The sequence below is a fragment of the Streptomyces sp. GC420 genome, from assembly GCF_009916105.1.
In the GTDB taxonomy this organism is placed as follows: domain Bacteria; phylum Actinomycetota; class Actinomycetes; order Streptomycetales; family Streptomycetaceae; genus Streptomyces.
In genome coordinates, this window is the sequence record NZ_JAAAXQ010000140.1 from 1 (window position 1) to 18118 (window position 18118).

The window sequence follows — 18118 nt, forward strand, 5'->3', positions numbered from 1 at the left end:
CTGAATTCAGGAGGGGAATCAGGTGAAAAAGCTCGCATTGGTCACATCGGTGATCGTGGCCGGTTTGGTGGGTTCGGCCGTCACCCCGGCCGCGTCGGCGAAGGAGGCGGCCGTCCCGGCCGCCGGCGCATCTTCTCGGGGAACGGATGGGACTGCCAGTCCCACGTCTCGTCCGGAACTCGGTGGTCGAGGTTCGCCACGATCTCGCGCAGTCGAAGGCGAGGGGAGGCGTCGTTGGGGACCGAGTGGCACATGGTGACACCGGTCCAGTCCTGTACGGCGATGTACGAGGTGTCATCGGATCGCGGAAGCTCAGTGAAGCTGTCGATCTTGTGCCCGGGAAGTCGCTGGGCAAGCCACTCGGCAAGGTCGGCAGTCGTCGGCAGCAGGTGCAGGTGACCGTGCCCTACGCGCCGCCCGTCGGGCACATTGAGCCCGTACTCGAAGGCGAGCACCGGCTGGCGGTAGACGTGGTGCAGCCGCTCGGCCTCGTGCCGGGCGAACTCCTCGAGGTCCTTGAGCTCATCGTCGGGCAGTTGTCCGAGGGAGAGCACATGCCGGGCGGGCACGATGAGGAGATAGCCGGGGACGAAGGCGCCGATGGTGGGTATGGCCGCGGCGTACCGACTGGTGGCGACGATCCGCTGCTGGTCGGGGCGCAGATGTCGCTGAAGGGCGCACTCCTGCACCGTCGGGCTGACGGCCTGGCACAGGTCACAGTCAGGCATGGCTCTCTCGCTTGGGGTCAGGGAGGTACGGACGTACCTCCATGGCATGCGGGCGCTGAGGGGAATTGAGTCGCTGCGCGCACCAGGAGCGCAGAACGCCGGTGGTCAGCTCCGGATTGACGGTCTCGACCACGGCGGCCAGCACGCTGCCGAAGCGGTCATGCGGCCGGACAGTGACGGTGCACGCGGTCACGCTGGGGTGGTCCAGGAGGGCCCGACGGGTATCGTCGGGCGACACCTTGACGCCGGCGACGATGACCCTGCCTTCCACGTCGGTTCCGGTAACCCGCAGGTGGCCCCCGGGTAGACGCCGACCGGTGTCCCCCACGCCTTGCCAGGTGGGGGAGCTGTGACAGGGCTCGCCCGCCGGATGGTTGATGAGGCCGCAACGGCTACGGCCTTCGATCTGCCCCGTTGCCCCCTGCGCGACCGGTCGGCCGTGGAGATCGACGACCCTGAGTTCGGCCCCGGGAAGGGGTGCCCCGCCGACTGCGTCCTGACTGGTGAGGGTGCCGTCGTACAGAGCGGTGCCGTAGTACTCCAACAGGCGTGGCCCCAGTGCGGCAGCAAGCCGCTCTCCTAGAGCGGGTGGACAGGGCTCGGAGGAATGGACCAGGTGTCGCAGCGGCGCGCAGATCTCCGCGGCTGCCGCATCTCCGAAAGCGTCCCAGACCTGCCTCAGTTGGGTGGGAACGAGGAACGCCCAGTCAGGGCGCTCCCTTTGGATCGCGCGCGCCCACCGGTCAGCCGAGAACGTCGGCAGGAGGACGAGCGTCCCGCCGAGTAGTAGTTGACGGAGTGCGAATTCGAAGGGGCCGTTCAGGTGCAGGGGGGCAGCGAGCAGGATGCGGCCGCCCCGGGCGATGCCCAGGGCATGAGCTTTACGAGCCGTACCCGGCGACTCTCCGTAGGTCACCACGGCTAGCTGCCGGCCGTGCAAGACGGTCAGCACCGCTTTCCACGGGCGGCAGGAAAGCCGCGTGTGACGGACGGCCTCCGCCGCCTCGTCGGCTGCGTTCTGGGGGATGCGAGAGGGCAGTATCAGGGGTGTCCGGCCAGCCATCAGTTCGCCGCACACCCGGCTGAGGAAGGCCGCGTCGGATGAGGCGTGCAACGGTGCGACGCCTCCGTCGGCGGCCGAGTTCCGCTCGGCTGCCAAGGCGTGCCGCGCCGCCGCGGTGTAGAGGGCAGCGAACGTCGTGGTTCCGTGGACGTCGATCACGGCAGGGCGGTCCGGCCGCTGCCGGGCGACTCGAAGAAGGCGCCCGGCTACGTCCATCTGCCACGCAGGGGCATGGAGCGGAGCGGTCACCTCGTGGCGCCCGAGGTCGGGGCCTCCGGCTTGGTCCAGGAGGCGGAGAGCTCGCGTTGGTGGTCGTCGGTGAGCCAGCCGAAGCGCAGGTACTCGTCGACGGGTGCGGCACGGCGGCCGCGGTAGTGCGGGAAGGTGATCCAGGACCGCATCAGGTGACGGCCTTGGGCCGGGGGAGGCGGGTCGGTGTACGACGTCCGGGAGTGCAGCACCGTGTGGTTGTTGACGATCTGGAGGTCCCCCGGGCGCAGCTCCATGTCGATGCTCAGCTCGTCGGCGAGCTCCTCCAGCAGGTCGAAGGCGGCCAGTGCCTCCTTCGGCAGCGGCACTCCGGTGACCTTTGGTGTCTGGAGCAGCGTGTGCCGCACGTAGCGCGTGGAGAATCTCCCGTCATGCAGCGAGAAGACGGGGGAGATGAAGGTGGGAGGCAGGCCGGGGACGTTGCCGCCGGCCATGTGGAAGTGGAAGCGGCGGTAGAGCTCAGCGGTCCAGGGAGGGGAGTGGTGGAGCATCGCGTTGTGCACGGTGGCGGCGGATGCCAGGCGAGACAGGCCCCCCGTCGCGGAGGCGGCCCGGCAGAGCAGGACGGCGGCGTCGGCGCCGTCGGTGTGGAACCACAGCCGCTCCGAGGTCTGGTGGCCTCGGACGAAGGCGTCCCCGAGTCTGTGTCCCGTCGCGCGGACATGGCGGACCAGTTGCCTGTCTCGGCTCTGCGTTGCGATGGGCCCCAGGTAGGTCGCCAACCCGCGCAGCAGCAGGACATTCTGGGGCTCGGTGAGGCGGCCGACGGGCAGTCCCCGCAGGACGGCGAAGCCACGCCCGTTGGCGACCTCAGCCGCCATGGCCTCCAGGCGGGGAGCGAGGCTGGTGAGCGGGAAGTCGTCCCTGCTGACCGCCCGGTCCGTCACCAGGTCACGCCCGGCCAGGCGGTGTTGGGCCACCGTGAGGGCGTCGATGATCTCGGTGACGTCATTCGTGGACAGCGTCTGGGTCCATGACTCGGGGGTGAACGAGTTCCGGTCCCAGAGGGGGGCTTCTTCGGAGGTGAGGATCCGCGGGACGGGCGGCGTCATGGCGATGCCCTTCATGAGGCGGCCGCGGTGGTGAAGGCGGCGGCGATGGCGTCGCCGGCCAGCCAGCCGGACTCGGCCGCGCCGATGATGCCGCCCGTCAGGCCGGGGCCGTCGCCGACGAGGTAGAGGCCGGGGCGGCCGGGGGACTGCATGGTGTCGGTGACCTCGAAGCGGTCTGCCCATCGTTCGACGGCTGGCCCGTAGAGCATGTTGTCCTGGTGCAGGACCTGCGGGCACAGCTTGGCGAGGCGCTGCAGGTAGTCCCTGAGCAGCGTGACGATGGGATCGGGGAACAGAGCAGAGAGGTCGCCGGGAGCGGCGTCCGGGATGCTGGGTGTGAATCCGTTCGCGGCGTCGCGTACGGGCCGGGTGGTCGGCGTGCCGGTGAGGAAGTCACCCAGGCGCTGTGCGGTGACGCGGTCGCCGCTGCGCTGGTTGATGTCCTGTACGAGGTTGCGGACCTGTCCTGCGGACATCGGGAAGTTGGTCCCTGCCGTGGCCAGCACCGCCGTGTTGGTGCGGTCGTACTCGTGGTCGCTGGTGGAGTGCCCGCCGACGAGCGTCAGCTTCTGGTAGGCGGCGGGCACCACGTCACCCCCGTAGCAGACGCAGTGAGTGCGTACCTCTGAGCGCGGGGCGGCGGCCTTCCAGATCACCTTGGGATCCGTCGCGACGGCGAGGAGCGGATCGAGCATGGTGCGCGGTCCTTCGAGGCGGAACCCGAGCTTTGGCTGAGCGGCGGCCCGCGCCAGGTTGAGGCGCGCACCGAGCGTGCGCAACCAGGGGGCCCCGATCTTGCCCGGGGCAAGGACGACGTTCTGCGTGTACAGGCGGACGGGCTTCCCGCCCGGAGCCTCGGCGTGTACCTCCCACCGGCAGCCGTCCACGCTCGCTGGCCGTACGTCGACGCAGACGACACCGCATTGGATTCTTGCCGCGGACTCGACACGGCGCCGCAGAGCGGCCGTCATCTGCACGAGCTGGTCGCTTCCGATGTGCCGGACGGGATAGTGCAGGTAGTCCAGACCCAGGTCCTGCGCACGCTCGGTGAGCTGGCGCGCGGCGGCTTGGTCAGCTCCGTGCAGGGGAGCGTCCTCACCGCCCCGGAGCAGTTCATCGATCGCGTGCTGCCGGTCCTCCACCTCGTGCGCCGGGAAACGGTGCGCGATCGTCGAGCCGATCCGGTGGGACAGGCACAGCTTCCCGTCGCTGAAGAGGCCCGCACCCCCGAAACCGCTGGTGATGATGTGCTTCTCGTCGGCGCCGGCATCGCGTAAGCGGACCCGCTCATCGATGTCGCCGCCCTGGTCCAGCACGGCGACCGTTCGGCTGGGTCCTGCGGCACGAAGGGCAGCCAGCAAGCCGCCCGGGCCGGCGCCGACGACGACCGTGTCGGATCGGTCAGGGAGCGCAGGCATCGGTGGTGATGCAGCTTCGGGCACAGAAGCCTCCGGAACGGTGACGGAGAGGTGTTGACGGCAGGTTGGGCCGTCCCTTGGTAGGCCCCCGGACGAGCGGCGTGCGCCAGCCCGGCCGAGGGCCGCTGGCTCCTACGGTCGCCGGATTTGAGTGGCGTCGATACGCCATTGAGTTGCCACTCCACTGCCATTTCCATGACGGCAGGCCGTCCCTGCCGTTGCCCGACACGAGGCGGAGATCGGTTACCGCCGTGCGCCGCGACGCCAAATGGCAGTGGAGTGGCAGACGGATGGCGTACCGACGCCATCGGAATTCGAGCAGCGTGGACATGGGTCGCATTGCGGCTCTGACAGGCACTACCGCGATAGCCACCCTGGATCACATGGCGTGAAGGAGTCGATGGTGTCACCTGCTCCGGCCGTCTTGGCCCCAACCGACGACTTCGCGTCCCCGCTCGCGCAGCGCATCGTGCCCCTGACGGGGTGCGACAGACCAACCAACGTCGCCAGGAGGGCGGTTACGGCCGTCCTCAAGTCCTGGGCACCAGAGCGAACGGACGACATGGTGGCCGGCGTCAACGAGATCGTGATCAACGCTGTGCAGCACACGGAGGGCCCGCTGAGCCTCGTGCTGGAACGGCACCCGGAGTATGCCGTCGCCCGTGTCCATGACCCGCTGCAGGACTGCGCCCAGGTCACCCCGAAGACGCCGTCCCTGATGGACCAGAGCGGCCGCGGCCTGAAGATGCTCGACGAGTTGGCGGAGTGGTGGTTCGTCCAACCCACGGCGCGCGGCAAAGCCGTCTGCGCCGCGTTTCGTATCACCGCTCAGGAGAACTGCACACGATGACCACGGCCGATCTCGCGCCTCGACGCCTTGCTCCCGAGATTGCGGCGTTCCCCCTCGCCATCGGTTGCTGGGCCATAGGCGGTCCCACCGTCAACGGGGGCAGCCCCATCGGCTGGGGCGCGATCGAAGACGATCGTGCCCTGGAGGGGCTGCGTACAGCTGTGGAACTTGGCGCGAACTTCTTCGACACCGCGGACGTCTTCGGGCACGGCCATTCCGAGCGCTTGTTGGGTCGGCTTCTCACCGAAGTCGACCGAGAGTCGGTGTTCATCGCCAGCAAGGCGGGATGGGTTCGCGGTAGTGCACCTCACCCATACGCCGGCCCTCGGCTGAGGCACCAGTTCGAGCAGTCCATGGAGAACCTTGGCCTCGAGTACCTGGATGTCTACTTCCTGCACACCTTGGACTTCGGCAAGGACGATGTCCATCTCCACACCGTGATCAACCAGATGCAGGCTCTGCGCGAGAACGGGTACATCAAGGCCATCGGCATGCGAGGCCCTCATCCCCTCGCCTCCGACTGCCACGACGCCGCGGATATCCGCAGTTCGCGATTCGCGAAGATCTTCCGGCTCCTGCGACCGGACGTGCTCTGGACCCGGTTCAACCCGCTGTCCCCTCCACCGGATGTCGAAGGAGAGGATCTCTTCAGCTTCACTGCCCGGCACGGGGTCTCACTCTTGCTAACCGAGCCGCTAGCCCAAGGCCTGCTGACAGGAAAGTACGATCCTGGCCGGCCGCCTGTGTTCGGAGCTGGAGATCACCGCCGGCACAAGCGCTGGTTCACCAATCCGGCACTCAACCTCATCTCCGACGGCCTACGGCCCCTTCGGGAACGGTTTGGCCCGAGCGGCCGCGACCTGACGCGGGTCGCCCTGCGCTACAGCCTCCAGCAGGCTGACCACACCGCCGTCGTCGTCGGCTTCAGCGAACCCGCACAGATCAAGCAGAACGTGGACTGCCTCGGTGAGCCTTTGACCGCGGAGGAGCTCGCCTTCGTCGAGAACGTGTACGGGAACCTGCGCCGTAATCTGCAGCGCGCTGGCGACAGCTATTTGGTCGAGGTTCCGGCATGACGGACCCCACACCGCCGTGCGTGAGTGTCGTCGGAGCCTGTGCCGAAGACAGCCGCGCAGCTGCAGCGTGTGACCATCCGCGCTCCCGGGTCTTCCGCGCCGATGACACGATCCGCCAACTGGCAGCGGAAAACCTTCCGTTTGCCGAGACGCCTGAGGCCGCTCACCACGAGACGTGGCGGCTTCCCTACCCGCTGGTCTGCCTCGCCCCGTACAACGCGCTGCTCGGTGCACCCGCTCGGGACAGCCGCGTGGTCGTCGCCGACATCCCCAGGAATGCCGTACAGGCTGAGTCATGGGCGAGCTCGCGACAGCAGGTACCTGCGGTGCGGCTGGTGGCGATCGAGGTCCACTCGAGTCCCGGCTGGCTGGCCTACCACCCCGCTGGCCGTTGTGCTCCAGACACACCGCATGGCTGCGCTTCTCCGGCGCGCTTCGACGAGCAGGTCGCGATGCTCCGGACCGTTCTTGCACGCCGGAGTGAGCAGCGCCTTCGCTGCGACGCACCGCACCGCGTACCTCAGATCCTGCAGACGGCCGGCTGGTGCCACGCCGCCCCCGCCGGACACCCCGTGCCCGCTACGCCGTAGCGGCCCACCACCAGGAGGAACAATGCCCGCAGTCGCTCCCGTCCAGGACGCCTTGATGGCAAGCGCCCCTTACTGGGCGGCCGAACACGAGATCGCCGTGCGCTATTTCGCCTCTCCGGACCGGAGCCTGGAGACCGACAAGCTGTGGGTCGGCCACCAGATGTTCAAGGAGTGGACCGGAAGCGGCGTCTACGGCCCGCGCTCCACCACCGTGGCCACCATGATCAAGGAAGTGGCAGCGGAGGTCGGTGATCTCGACGGCCACGCCGTGGCGCCTCACCCGCTCAAGGCGACGTGCGACAAGCTCGGCTTCGCCTCGGACGAACTGCGTCACTACGCCCAGCTGCACGACCTCTACCTGCTCATCGAGCCGGCCTCCGCGCCACCGTCCATCGCCGCGCTCGGCACGCTGGCCGACGGTATCGCGCTGACCGACCTGCGCCTGAAGCACCGAGACGACCCGCTGGGCGCCGTCGCGGTCGATCTGTCCGAGGGGGGCGGCCTGGGTCTGTACTTCGGCATCCGGGCCGCTGCCAGCAGCCTCGATCGGCGTAAGCCTGTCGACCGGGAGATCCTGGAAGTCGCCGAGCGCACGATCGAGGACGAGACCCGCCACCTGATCGGTCGCTTCCGCGGCGCCCTGAAGGCCGGCCTGAACCCTGAGCAGTGGGCCGAGGTCTCGGACGTCCTGGGCTCCATCTCCCAGCAGAAGCTCCTGGAGCGCAACGAGCAGTTCGGCAACGTCCTCAGCGCGGAGGAGGTGGCCACGGCCGCCCACCAGGAGAACCGCGGGCGCACCGTTTCCTTCCTCCGTACCCACCTCAGCTTCCTGCTGGAGGACCTGGGAATCGACGCGTATGCCCTCTGACGCCCGGACCAGCACCTCGGCGCTCCTCTCCGACTACCGCTCGCGCGAACCGGCGGGCACGGCGTTCTGCTACGGAACCGTGGACAGGATGGTGATGGGGACGGGCACGGCGCGGTGGATCCAGTACGCCGGCGGAGTTGTCTCCGCCTCCCACCTGGACTCTGGGGAACCGGCCGCCGGCTTGGAGGATGTGCTGGACAGCTTCTTCGACAGCGTGAGCGGGCAGTGGATCATGGGGTACCTCGGCTTCGGTGTGCACGCCCGGCACTGCGGTTCTCTCGCCCTCGGGCAAGGGCCCGAGCTCTTCCTGTTCGCGCCGCGGGAGACCACCGTCGTCGCCGCCAACGGGTCCTGGCAGTGCGGCCGCCGGAGCGGGCACATGTCACCTGCTCCACCCGCCGCTGCCGTCCCACCACCTGAGCTGGGAGCAACATGCCGGGAGGAGTTCGGCTCGATGGTGGACGACGTCCTCGCCTGGATCGCCGGCGGTTCAGGCCGCCGCCTCACGGTCGCGACGAGGCATGAGTGGTCAACACCGTTGGACCTCGTCGCGACGATGGCAGCGGGCCAACTGGACGACCATGGTTTGTCCCGATCGTTCTACCTCTTCCACGACAGCATGGAGTTCGCTGGCACCAGCCCGGAGCTGCTGGCCGACGGCCGCCGGGAGCGCTTCGTGTGCCACAAGCTCTCGGCCACCCTCCCGCTCCCGGCTCCGGATGCGAACGGCAGATGGGATGAACGTCTGAGCAGGGAACACGAGACGGCTGTCGACGCCCTCACCTCCGCACTCAGCGGACACGCTGCTGTGGCGCGCGGACAGCGGCAGACGCTGCGGGTGAGGGAACTCGAACACGGTCTGACGCCCCTGAGCGTCGAACCGAAACCGGATCGGGCACTCGGACGCATCCTCCTGGACTTGGTCCCCACTGGAGCCAGTCCTCCCGGGCCGGGGCTACGCCAGATCGCGCGGGTGGAGCGTCACCCCCGCGGGCCCTACTACGGGCTGGTGGGCTGCATTGCCCCCGATGGCCGGATGAACTGGTCACAGTTGCTGCGCACAGTCTTCGCCCGACAGGACCAGGTGTGGATCCCTGTCGGCGCAGCCGTCACATCACTGTCGACTGCTGATCTGGAAGTGCAGGAGATCGCCGCCAAGACGAGCACCGTGCGCGTCGTCCCCCGCCAGTGACTGGCGACCACGCGCGGCGGCCCCCAGCGAACAGGCGAAGACCCGCCGCTGGGGGCCGTTGCGTGTGGTCACCCCTCCAGCGGGATCCGGTGCAGGAGGTTCCAGCGGTAGGCCCGGTCCTCCCGGCGGAGCTCGACGAGATCAACGTGACCGATGACAACAGTGATGGCCGGCCTGTCGCGCAGCAACGACACTCGCCTGATAAGCGGCTCCGCAGGCCGATCGCAATTGTTGTAGGCGATACCGAGGTGCGGTCGGTAGGCCGCCGTCGGCGTTCCGCCTGGAACACCGACGGCGTGCCCGAGAGCCGACAGCGCTGCGTGCAACTGGATCAAAGGGGTCCACGGCGTGATGCTGAACCGGACGGCGCCACGAGATCCCGCCAGAGGGTGCACGGTCATCGGGAAGGAACTGCCGATCGCCGCGCGGGCCCGCTGCGCCAAATCGTCGACCTGGCCCGCGCGCACGGTGTCAACTCTGCCGATCTTGGCGCCTGTTACGTGCAGGCCGTCGGACGGGACCAAGTCGAGGGACGGACAAGCGAGCTGTCGCTGGCAGTACTGGGCCTCCGCAAGCAGCTTCGGGTCGTCGGGAAAGGTGAGCATCCAGTAGTACGTACTCTGCCCTGATGCCCATCCGGGGCGGGCCCAGTGACTGGTCATCCGCCGGATGCCAGCGAAGGCCGCCCAGTCGTTCGCCACGATCGTCGGAGCGTCGTTCAGGTCGTCGGGAGGCACGGCAGGGAAGGACCGGTCATCGGTCACCAGCTGGGGTGGCACCCGTGTTCTCCTTGCGCGTTCGCTCCTACGGTTGGCCCCCGGCCTGATGCGCCGGTGGTAGGACCGGTTTGGCCAGGGCCTGCAACTCCTCCGCATAGTGTCGTACCTGGGGCTCGGAACGCCACCGGTCCGCCTGCTGCAGAAGCTCGGCGCCTCGCTGGTGAACCGACCGGATCGGTACGGGTCCGCCAGCGCGCAGCGCACTGCGTCCGACAGCGATCGCCTGCTCAAGGTCGGGATCGTCCTGGATCAGGTACGAAGAGGCAACGTCGAGGCTGACCAGTGCCTTGGTCCACTGGGAGTCCGACAATGTGATCAGTTCTTCGAGCTGGCCAGCGTAGCGCTGGACCTGCTGGGTTTCCCGTAGCGAGAGGTGCGCCGTCACCGCGTTCGCGAGCGTACGAGCCGGACTGTATGGCTCGAAGCTGATGCACGCCGTGATGCCCCCCGGTAGATCCTGCTGGCCGTCGGAAAGCTCGAGGGCTGCGTCGATAGCCCGGTTGGCACCGTCCCGGTCCCCAAGGCGAGCCAGCGCCCTGGCCCGCCCGTTGATGAGTAGCCGGATCGCTTGCGGATGGCGGGGAGCCAGGGCGATGCCCTCCGCCGCCGCAGCGTCGGAATCGGCGTAGTCCCCCGTGTAGTACAGCCCGAGCGCGCGGGTGCCCAGCGCCCACATCTTCGCCGTGATGTCCTGTGCCATGTCCGCGAACGATTCGGCCTCCTCGCAGTAGGCGAGGGCGTGTTCGGGACGGCCGGCGTTGACCGCCATGTAACCGAGCAGGCCGGAGGCCCGGGATGCAAGACCGAAGAGCTGCTGCCGCTGCTCAGCACTCTGCCGCCCCCGCAGCAGCGTATGCAGCATGCGCCGCAGCAACCGAGTCTCGCGCACCAGCTGCTGCGGGCCGAGTGCTTCGTACCGGCTCACGATGTCCTCGATGACCCCTTGTGACATCACCAGGAGCTCGGGGTCCGTGTTGCTGGTGACAAGTTCCCGCGCCTGGGTCAGTACATCTGTGGGACTGCCCCACTCATCGCTGCGATCCGGGGCCGTGATGCCGTCCACCGTTCCCGCTGGTTCCAGGGAGGGGCCCGGAAACTGACCTCCACTCGCCGGGGGCGGCGGGCCGAAGAGCTCCGCGCAGGTCAGGCCGAACAGGTGCTCCACCACGCGAGCGGTGTCCGGGCGCGGAGTGCTGACGTCACCCTTCATCCAACGGTCGAAAGTGCGTCGGGAAAGGGTCACCGAGACCAGGCGCGGATCGTTGTCCTTCTCGGCCAGATCCTCCCGTGCCCGTTTCCACTGGATGCACAGGGCCTCGTAAGTCCACTTACGCTGCTGAATCAGGGTGCGAAAGTACGTCGTCCGCATGATGACCCTCCCCTCATTGCGGTTCCGGCTTCTTGTCCGACGCTCGTTGTCCTGTGCTACTCGCTCGTGGCGCGTTCGAACTGCAAGGTCGGCACTCCGTGGATGCCGAGCTTGGGACGGGTCATCGTGGGCTCTACCACTTCTACAAGGAAGAGCTCGTGGATGAATTGCACCTCGGCGGCCAGGAGGTGACTTGTCCGTCCGTCGGCGGCCTGACCCTTCAGGCCCACGGAGACATGGATGTGGGGCGCGACCACGCCAGCCTCCTCGTCCCAGGCGATCGTGCCGGAGCCCAGCGCCTCGACCGTCTGGTAGTCGGCACCTGTCCAGACTGGCGCGTCCGGGTCCACGATCCGTTCACAGGTGCCGACAAGGCGGACGGTGCGAAAGCCTCCCAGGAACATCGGAAGGTATCCGCTCCTGATGCCGTGCTCGGTGCAAAACGCGCCGAGCTGTTCGAAGAAGTCCTCGCCGTCGTCAAGCGCAATGCCGAAGGTGCGGCCGATGGTGAGCTGCGTGGAACGCATGAGGGGGACAGGCTCCTTGGACGTGGATCAGAACTGGCCGAATGCCGCCGCGATGTCTTCCGGATTGGCATCGGCTCGCAGGAGGGCGAGCAGCAAGATCCTCGCTTTGAAGGGGTCGAGGGGTCCAGCAGCGATCAAACCCCGTTGCAACAGGTCTCGCTCGGAGCCGGGGAAGCCGTACGTGGTGGTGGCAGTGGAGCCAGCGCCGGTGCGCGAGGCGAAGACCACGGGCATCTGCCGGGCAGCCTTCTCGAGCGCGGGCACCCAGCTTTCAGGCACGTGGCCGACGCCGAAGGCCGCGACCACCAGGCCGTCGCAGTGTTCGAACCTTTCCGCCAGGTCTTCACCGTCGTCACCGAGAGTCGCAGTGACGAGCGAGACGCGAGCTTGTCTGGCGAAGGGCAGCTGCACACAGCGCGGCCGGGGGGTGGTGAAGGAAAACCGCGGAGTCCCCTCAATGAGGGTTCCCATCGGCCCGGCCGCAGGCGACGCGAAGGCTGCCGGGCTGCTCGCGTGACATTTGCGTACGTAGCGAGCGGCGTGGATCTCATCCGCCATGACCACCATGCATCCACGACCTCGGGCGTCGCCACAAGCTGCGGTTCGCACTGCGGCAAGGAGGTTGGCCGGGCCGTCAGCACCTGACTGTTGCGAGTGTCGCATCGCACCGGTGACGACGACTGGCGCTTCTCCTTGGTGAAGAAGATCGAGAAGGAACGCAGTCTCCTCGATCGTGTCGGTGCCTTGCATCACCACGAAACCGGCCTCGCCGGCCGCCTCAAGCTCGGAGATGCGCGTCGCCAGGACTGCCATGTCGTCGATGGTCAAAGACGCGCCGGGCTTCTTCCGGAAGTCCTCCACCTGCAGATCGATGGCCGACGAGCCGAGTTCGGGAACGGCAGCGAGCAGGTCAGCGGCACCGAGCCTGGGGGTAACGCCCTGGCCCGCGCCAGCCGTCGCCATGGACGCGGTCCCGCCGGTGGTCAGTAGGCGATACCGAGGGTGCGGGTTGGTCACGAGCGGCCCTTTCAGCAGAGTTGTGCAGGAGGCGGTCACGCAGCGGAAAACGATCCGACGTAGGCCAGGACCGCGTCGAGTTCGTCAGTGGAAAGCAGGCGACTTCGCGGCTGGATCACGCTGCATACTCCTTGTTCTCCCAGCGCGCGGCAACGGCGCGTCAACCAGGCCCAGTCCAGGTGAAGATAGGCGGCCAGCGCCTGCAGTCGGTGAAGAGGGGCCGGGCCAGCGATGACGTCGTGCGCGCCAGCCTGCTCAACGGTGTCGGCGTAGGAGCGGAGCTGGGGCCGGGAGGACGTCGTGGACGCTTGCCACATCTCCTCAGAGCGCACCCAGTTGGCAACGATGGCCTGCTGGTGTGGAATCAGCACGAACCCGTCGACGGCGCTGAACTCCTGCTCGCTGCAAACTCTCACGGTGATGTGGTGCATTTCCATCAGCGCGATCGCAAGAAACAGCAGAAGACGCTCGTAAGGCTGGCTGTCCAAGACAGATGCCTCAGGGATGCAGAAAGTGCGTGTCACGGGTTCGACAGCACTGGAGCTGAGGCTCTGCGTAGTACGCAGATAGGCGTGCTTGTGGGTATACAGGAGCCATCCGACGGCCTCTTCCCCGAATTGCTCGCGGGTCCAGTAGGACGGGAGGCCGCTCGTGCCAGTGAGCCGCGCGCTGATGTGACGGGCGCAGAAGTAGGACCCCATCCAGCTTGCGCCGACAGCGGTAAGTCCAGGGACCCAGGACTTGCTGAGGGCGCTGCTCGGGAGCTTCAAGAACGAAGAGAGGGCGTCCTGCTGGCCGTCCAGCAGGTGATCGTCAGCGAGGAGACCGTCGTCAGCGTTGGCTATGGCCCAGATCAGCCCGAAGGTGAGGTCGTCGAGCTCCTGCACCTCATCGACGGGGATCGCGCCCCCGATATCGGCCGGGAGTAACCCGCGGGCGGTACGTGCGTCGAGGACGTAGGTCCGGACGCGCCCATCGGCGTCGTCGAGCGTCGCGAGCACAGCGCCACGGCGCACGGGGCGCAGGAACTGTCGCAGCCGGTCGGTCACGCCGAGGTTCAGTACACCGTTCCGATAGTCCCCGGCCTGGAAGTGGACAGCCAACGATGTGCCATCGAAGATGCGGCGACCCTCAAGCTCCCAGGTGTGCCAACTGCCGGCGTTGTCTGCAGAGAGTGACAGGCGCGAGGTGGACCATTGAGCGTCGATGTCCTGGGCGGCCTGGAGGTGAGACCGCGGAAGAGGAGTGGCGGAGGCCCTCAAGACCTCAGGGGCTGCGCGGAATAGCTCAGCTACTGGAACCCCGAACAAGCGCTCCAGGACTAACGATGTATCCGGTCTCGGCGTGCCGTGCCAGTCACCGCTCACCCACCGGTCGAAGGTACGTCGTGCCACCCCAGTCGGTTTCAACAGTCCGTTTTCTCGGACGAGATCGCTGGCAGCCTTGTCGAAGTGGATGCTGAAGACCTCCCAGCGGGTCCAGCCTCGTTGTCGGGCCAGCACGCGGAATAAGGTCGGGGCATCGACCGGGGCCGTCCGTGACACGATGTAGGCCTCCGTCCCGCAAGAGTTCAGCGTCAGGCCGCTACGCGGAGAAGCAGGCGAGAGGTGCCCCGCCGGGCGCGGTGACGTGGACATGCATGTGCCACGCGACGCCACGAGAGCGCCACGCACTGTGACCCAAGTAGCATGCCCCTCGCGAGGCAGCCCTGGCAATGTGACTGGTCAAATTGACTCAGGTTGGTTGTTCGGTGCACGGCCAGACGGCACACTGACAGCCATGGCCCAGTCGAAGAGCGCACCGCCGGCATCCGTGCCGCGACGGGAGCTGGCCCAGATCCTTCTGGATCTGCGGGAGGCAGCCGGCCTCACGTTGAAAGAGGTTGCTGGTCAGGTTGGTGTGGACCACGGCCACCTCAGCCGGGTCCACCGTGCCCAGCGGGGCATCTCCGCGGAGCTACTCAACAAACTCCTTGACCTTCCGTACGCCCGCGTCGTGACCGCCGAGCAACGAACCCGCGCCTTCGAGCTCCTCCGGGAGGACAGCACTGAAGAGGATCCTTACAAGCGGCACAGCGGTCTGTTGACGCCCACTCAGTACGGCGGCTACCTCCAGTTCGAGCGCGGCGCGTCTTCGCTCAGCGCTTACGAACTCGCGCTTCTGCCAGGCCTCTTGCAGACCGAGGAGTACGCCTCGGCCGTGATTGAAGAGATGAGGCCAGATCTCAGCCGCCGGGGCGTATCTACGCTCGTCGAGATCAGGATGCAGCGCCAGGAGCGTCTCATGGGCGCTGGCAAGGAGTTCCGCGTAGTGATCGACGAGGCGGCTCTGCGCCGACCAGTCGTCACGGCCGAGCCGATGAGACGGCAGCTGCATCGTCTTGTCGAAGCCGCCGAACATCCGTTCGTCTCTGTGCGCTTCCTCCCGATGACCACTGGGTGCCATGCGGGCCTTTATGGCTCATTCATGATCATGGACTTCCCCTCGACACCCAGCGTGGTGTGGGTCGAGGGGCTGGCGGAGTCGACGTACTTCGCGAAGCAGGACCATGTCGAACGCTACATAACGGCCTTCGACAACCTCTGGCAGCGGGCAGCCCCGCTCGCCGCAGACCACGACCTCGTTGAGAAAGTGATCAAGGAGCTTCCTACGTGAGCAGCATGACCTCCGCCACGTCGCCGGCCGCAAAGCCGACGGCGCAAGAACTCGACCTCACCAGCGTCGAGTGGCGGCGAACGTCCTTCACCGGCGGCAACAACAACTGTGCCGAGTTCGCTCGCGCTGGACAGTTCATCGTCTGGCGGGACTCGAAGCGACCCGATCAGGAGCCGCTGGTGTACACCCAGGCGGAGGTAAAGGCCCTGCTGGACGGCGTCCGGGCCGGGGAGTTGGACTACCTACTCGACTGAGCAGCGGTCGAGAAGCGAAAACGGGGTGGCCCCATAGACTCGAGGGCCGCCCCGCCGTCTTTGCACGCATACGGGTTCCTGGGCCGGTTCAGCGAATGGTTCCACTCCAGGAGCCGTGTACCAGCCGGTTCAGTGGGCTCGCGTCGTTGTCGCGAAGGCGGACATGGGGGGCGATCCCGCAACGCCAGGCCAGCGCCGTCTCCTTGCTACATCGACATAGTCGGCTCAGCCGCACCATTCCATGATCGAGAGAGGAATCGTGCTGCTGCCACGACATTCGATCTCTTCCCGGTCACCGGCGTCCTCGACCTTCCGACAAGTCTTGGAGTCGGAATGCCGGAGATTAGCCAGCTACTCCAGTTGAACTCAGAGGGCCGGTTGGCCTGCTGACGGTTCATGATCCTTGCGGTACGTCTGGATCATGAGGTATCCGGATGGTGGGGGTTGTGGCCCTGGGGGGCGGTTGGCGCGGGAACGGGTGAGGCTGGAGGCGGCTGAGCGGTTCGTGCGCGGGGAGAAGACTACGGACATCGCACGGGAGTTCAGGGTGTCGGTGCGTCGGGTGGAAAAGTGGCGCCGAGCGTGGCGTGAGGGCGGTGTGGAGGCGTTGCGGTCCAAGGGGCCGGCGTCGCGGGAGCGGCTGAGTCCGCAGCAGTGGGCGCGAGTGGAGGCGGAGCTGAAGCGGGGTCCGCTGGCCCACGGTTTCGAGGAGGACCAGCGGTGGACGCTGGGCCGGATCAAGACGCTGATCGGCCGGTTGTGCCACGTGGGGTACACCGTGCCGGGGGTGCGGAAGCTGCTGATCCGGCACGGCTGGACCTGCCAGGTGCCGTTGCGCCGGGCGGTTGAGCGGGACGAAGAGGCCATCGAGGTGTGGAAGGACGAGGTGTGGCCGCGGGTAAAAGCGCCGCGGCGGACCTGGGCGCCTATATCTGCTTCGAGGACGAGTCGGGGCAGGGCCTGAGTCCGCCGAAAGGACGTACGTGGGCGCCGCGAGGGCAGCGCCCGGTGGTACGGGTGCGCGGCCGTGGACAGGGAAGAGTGAACGTGGCCGGAGTGAGCTGCTACTGCCCGGGCTGCCGCTCTCACCTGTTCTACAAGCTGCACGTCCACCACGGCCGCAAGGGCGAGCCCAAGAGCTTCGCCTGGACCGACTACCGCGACCTCATCGTGGTGACCCACCAGCAACTGGGGACCCCCGTCGTCTGGTGCTGGGACAACCTCAATCGCCACCTGGTACGGGAGTTGACCGACTTCGCCGAGGAGAACAAGGGGTGGTTACGCGTGTTCCAGATGCCGTCCTACGCTCCCGAGCTCAACCCGCAGGAAGGGATCTGGTCACTGCTCAAGCGAGGCATCGCCAACTTCGTGGCCACCAACCTCACCGGCCTCGAACGCATCGTGAAACGCAAGCTCAAGAAGATCCAGTACCGGCCGGAGCTGATCGACGGCTGCCTCGCCGAGACCGGCCTGGTCATCGAAGCGCAGTGATCGAACAACCCACCCCTCCGAGTTCAACTGGAGTAGCGACCTCGGGAACTCGCTGCGCTCTGCGTTCTAAGGCGTACGAGGTGCGTCCGCCGACCGTCGAGATTTCCCGGACGAGCTTGAATTCCTGTTGCTCGTAGTACGCGGCGAGTGCTGATGAAGTGCAGTCTCGGCGGACCCAGTTGACGTTCTCGCGGGCCGCGCGGTCGACAGCCCAGTCGGCGATTAGGGTCCCGAGCTTGCGGTGGCGTTCGGCCGGGTCAGTGACGGTTCCGTTGAGATAGAAGGCTGGCTCGTCTGCTTCGGCGGCTGTCCAGGCCCAGGGAGCGGCGGTCCGAAGGATCGTGGTGCAGCCGACGATGCGGCGGTGATCCTCTACCAGCACCCACATCTCGCCGTTTCGGCGCGCGCAGTTGCCGGCCAGTTCCTGAACGTGCCTTCCCCAGCTGGACCAGTTCGGCAGCTGCTTGCTCTTCATCCACTCGGAGCGGACCTGGATCATGGCCGCAAGGGCTCGCTGGTCCTCTGGTGTGGCTGGTCGCATCGCGAGCATGCGGTCCGCTCCTGTGTGTGCTCGTCCACGAGCGGGTCAACAAGTTGGTGTGCTGGGCGGAACCTTAGAGGGCTACGGCCTGGTAGCTACAACTTTCCCGCCATCGCGCTTCGAAACGCTTGATGAACCACGTCGGTACGTGCCGGGATGCCCGGTCGGCGCTCTCATCGGGCAGGTCGCTGGCCGGCGCGAAGGTAGGCGGTGAGGGCGGCGCGGCCTTGACCGTGGGCCTTGGCAAGCGCCTGATCCAGGCGGGATGCCGGTTCGCTGGGCGACAAGGGGGTGGTGTGCATGGCACCCGTCCGGAAGGCTCACGCAGGGCCGCGGCAGTCGGGCCGGCGGAGCGAGGCTGTGGGGTGAGGGTGGGTG

18 protein-coding genes are annotated in these 18118 nt (G+C 67.2%); 8 read left to right on the forward strand and 10 right to left on the reverse strand.

Translation table 11 applies throughout. The annotated features are described in order from the left end of the window. Nucleotides 1-80: 80 nt before the first annotated feature. The 4 genes from GUY61_RS18620 to GUY61_RS18635 all read right to left on the reverse strand — a co-directional run bounded on the left by GUY61_RS18620 (nucleotide 81) and on the right by GUY61_RS18635 (nucleotide 4531). Nucleotides 81-728, reverse strand: a complete 648-nt coding sequence (locus tag GUY61_RS18620) for an HIT family protein (protein ID WP_166631324.1) — start codon at nucleotides 726-728, stop codon at nucleotides 81-83. Beyond that, a complete protein-coding gene (locus tag GUY61_RS18625; protein ID WP_166631325.1) occupies nucleotides 721-1950 on the reverse strand; it encodes an AMP-binding protein in 1230 nt (409 codons plus the stop codon). Before GUY61_RS18625 ends, GUY61_RS18620 begins: the two co-directional genes overlap by 8 nt. A gap of 86 nt (nucleotides 1951-2036) precedes the next feature. Beyond that, nucleotides 2037-3113: a TauD/TfdA family dioxygenase gene (locus GUY61_RS18630; protein WP_243766565.1), complete on the reverse strand. Its 1077-nt coding sequence runs from the start codon at nucleotides 3111-3113 to the stop codon at nucleotides 2037-2039. 11 nt (nucleotides 3114-3124) lie between these two features. Then, nucleotides 3125-4531, reverse strand: a complete 1407-nt coding sequence (locus tag GUY61_RS18635) for an FAD-dependent protein (RefSeq protein ID WP_166631327.1) — start codon at nucleotides 4529-4531, stop codon at nucleotides 3125-3127. 400 nt (nucleotides 4532-4931) lie between these two features. Here GUY61_RS18635 and GUY61_RS18640 point away from each other — a divergent pair, with 400 nt between their 5' ends. From GUY61_RS18640 to GUY61_RS18655, 4 genes are all read left to right on the forward strand, one after another. After that, the gene (locus GUY61_RS18640) at nucleotides 4932-5381 is read left to right on the forward strand and encodes an ATP-binding protein (RefSeq protein WP_166631328.1); all 450 of its coding nucleotides are present in this window, start codon (nucleotides 4932-4934) and stop codon (nucleotides 5379-5381) included. Then, complete coding sequence (locus GUY61_RS18645) at nucleotides 5378-6457, forward strand: aldo/keto reductase (RefSeq protein ID WP_166631329.1); 1080 nt, start codon at nucleotides 5378-5380, stop codon at nucleotides 6455-6457. Before GUY61_RS18640 ends, GUY61_RS18645 begins: the two co-directional genes overlap by 4 nt. Nucleotides 6458-7069: 612 nt before the next feature. Next, complete coding sequence (locus tag GUY61_RS18650; RefSeq protein WP_166631330.1) at nucleotides 7070-7915, forward strand: hypothetical protein; 846 nt, start codon at nucleotides 7070-7072, stop codon at nucleotides 7913-7915. Then, nucleotides 7905-9107 (forward strand): chorismate-binding protein, encoded by a 1203-nt coding sequence (locus GUY61_RS18655; protein WP_166631331.1) that lies wholly within the window; start codon nucleotides 7905-7907, stop codon nucleotides 9105-9107. The genes GUY61_RS18650 and GUY61_RS18655 overlap by 11 nt, the downstream gene beginning before the upstream one ends. A gap of 68 nt (nucleotides 9108-9175) precedes the next feature. On the opposite strand, the gene GUY61_RS18660 is transcribed toward GUY61_RS18655, so the two are convergent. Genes GUY61_RS18660 through GUY61_RS18680 form a run of 5 tightly spaced genes read right to left on the reverse strand, consistent with a single transcriptional unit; the run spans nucleotide 9176 to nucleotide 14301 of the window. Continuing rightward, nucleotides 9176-9886, reverse strand: coding sequence for a 2'-5' RNA ligase family protein (locus tag GUY61_RS18660; protein ID WP_166631332.1), 711 nt, complete (start codon nucleotides 9884-9886; stop codon nucleotides 9176-9178). 25 nt (nucleotides 9887-9911) lie between these two features. Then, the gene (locus GUY61_RS18665) at nucleotides 9912-11255 is read right to left on the reverse strand and encodes a hypothetical protein (RefSeq protein ID WP_166631333.1); all 1344 of its coding nucleotides are present in this window, start codon (nucleotides 11253-11255) and stop codon (nucleotides 9912-9914) included. A gap of 56 nt (nucleotides 11256-11311) precedes the next feature. Beyond that, nucleotides 11312-11782: a PPC domain-containing DNA-binding protein gene (locus GUY61_RS18670; protein WP_166631334.1), complete on the reverse strand. Its 471-nt coding sequence runs from the start codon at nucleotides 11780-11782 to the stop codon at nucleotides 11312-11314. A 27-nt stretch (nucleotides 11783-11809) separates the two neighbouring features. Continuing rightward, entirely contained in the window at nucleotides 11810-12838 is a 1029-nt protein-coding gene (locus GUY61_RS18675; RefSeq protein WP_313896729.1) for an asparaginase, read from the reverse strand. Beyond that, nucleotides 12835-14301: a transcriptional regulator, XRE family protein gene (locus GUY61_RS18680; RefSeq protein WP_166631336.1), complete on the reverse strand. Its 1467-nt coding sequence runs from the start codon at nucleotides 14299-14301 to the stop codon at nucleotides 12835-12837. Before GUY61_RS18680 ends, GUY61_RS18675 begins: the two co-directional genes overlap by 4 nt. A gap of 277 nt (nucleotides 14302-14578) precedes the next feature. On the opposite strand from GUY61_RS18680, the gene GUY61_RS18685 reads away from it, so the two are divergent. The 4 genes from GUY61_RS18685 (at nucleotide 14579) to GUY61_RS18700 (ending at nucleotide 17199) form a co-directional block, all read left to right on the forward strand. Then, the gene (locus GUY61_RS18685; RefSeq protein ID WP_166631337.1) at nucleotides 14579-15454 is read left to right on the forward strand and encodes a helix-turn-helix transcriptional regulator; all 876 of its coding nucleotides are present in this window, start codon (nucleotides 14579-14581) and stop codon (nucleotides 15452-15454) included. Nucleotides 15455-15459: 5 nt separating this feature from the next. After that, nucleotides 15460-15708: a DUF397 domain-containing protein gene (locus GUY61_RS18690; RefSeq protein WP_166631341.1), complete on the forward strand. Its 249-nt coding sequence runs from the start codon at nucleotides 15460-15462 to the stop codon at nucleotides 15706-15708. Between the two features lie 421 nt (nucleotides 15709-16129). After that, the gene (locus GUY61_RS18695) at nucleotides 16130-16672 is read left to right on the forward strand and encodes a winged helix-turn-helix domain-containing protein (protein ID WP_166631338.1); all 543 of its coding nucleotides are present in this window, start codon (nucleotides 16130-16132) and stop codon (nucleotides 16670-16672) included. Further along, entirely contained in the window at nucleotides 16669-17199 is a 531-nt protein-coding gene (locus GUY61_RS18700) for a transposase (RefSeq protein WP_243766567.1), read from the forward strand. Before GUY61_RS18695 ends, GUY61_RS18700 begins: the two co-directional genes overlap by 4 nt. Here the strand turns inward: GUY61_RS18700 and GUY61_RS18705 are convergent. Then, a complete protein-coding gene (locus tag GUY61_RS18705) occupies nucleotides 17183-17749 on the reverse strand; it encodes a GNAT family N-acetyltransferase (RefSeq protein ID WP_166631340.1) in 567 nt (188 codons plus the stop codon). The two genes, GUY61_RS18700 and GUY61_RS18705, sit on opposite strands and share 17 nt — an antisense overlap. Nucleotides 17750-18118: the final 369 nt, after the last annotated feature.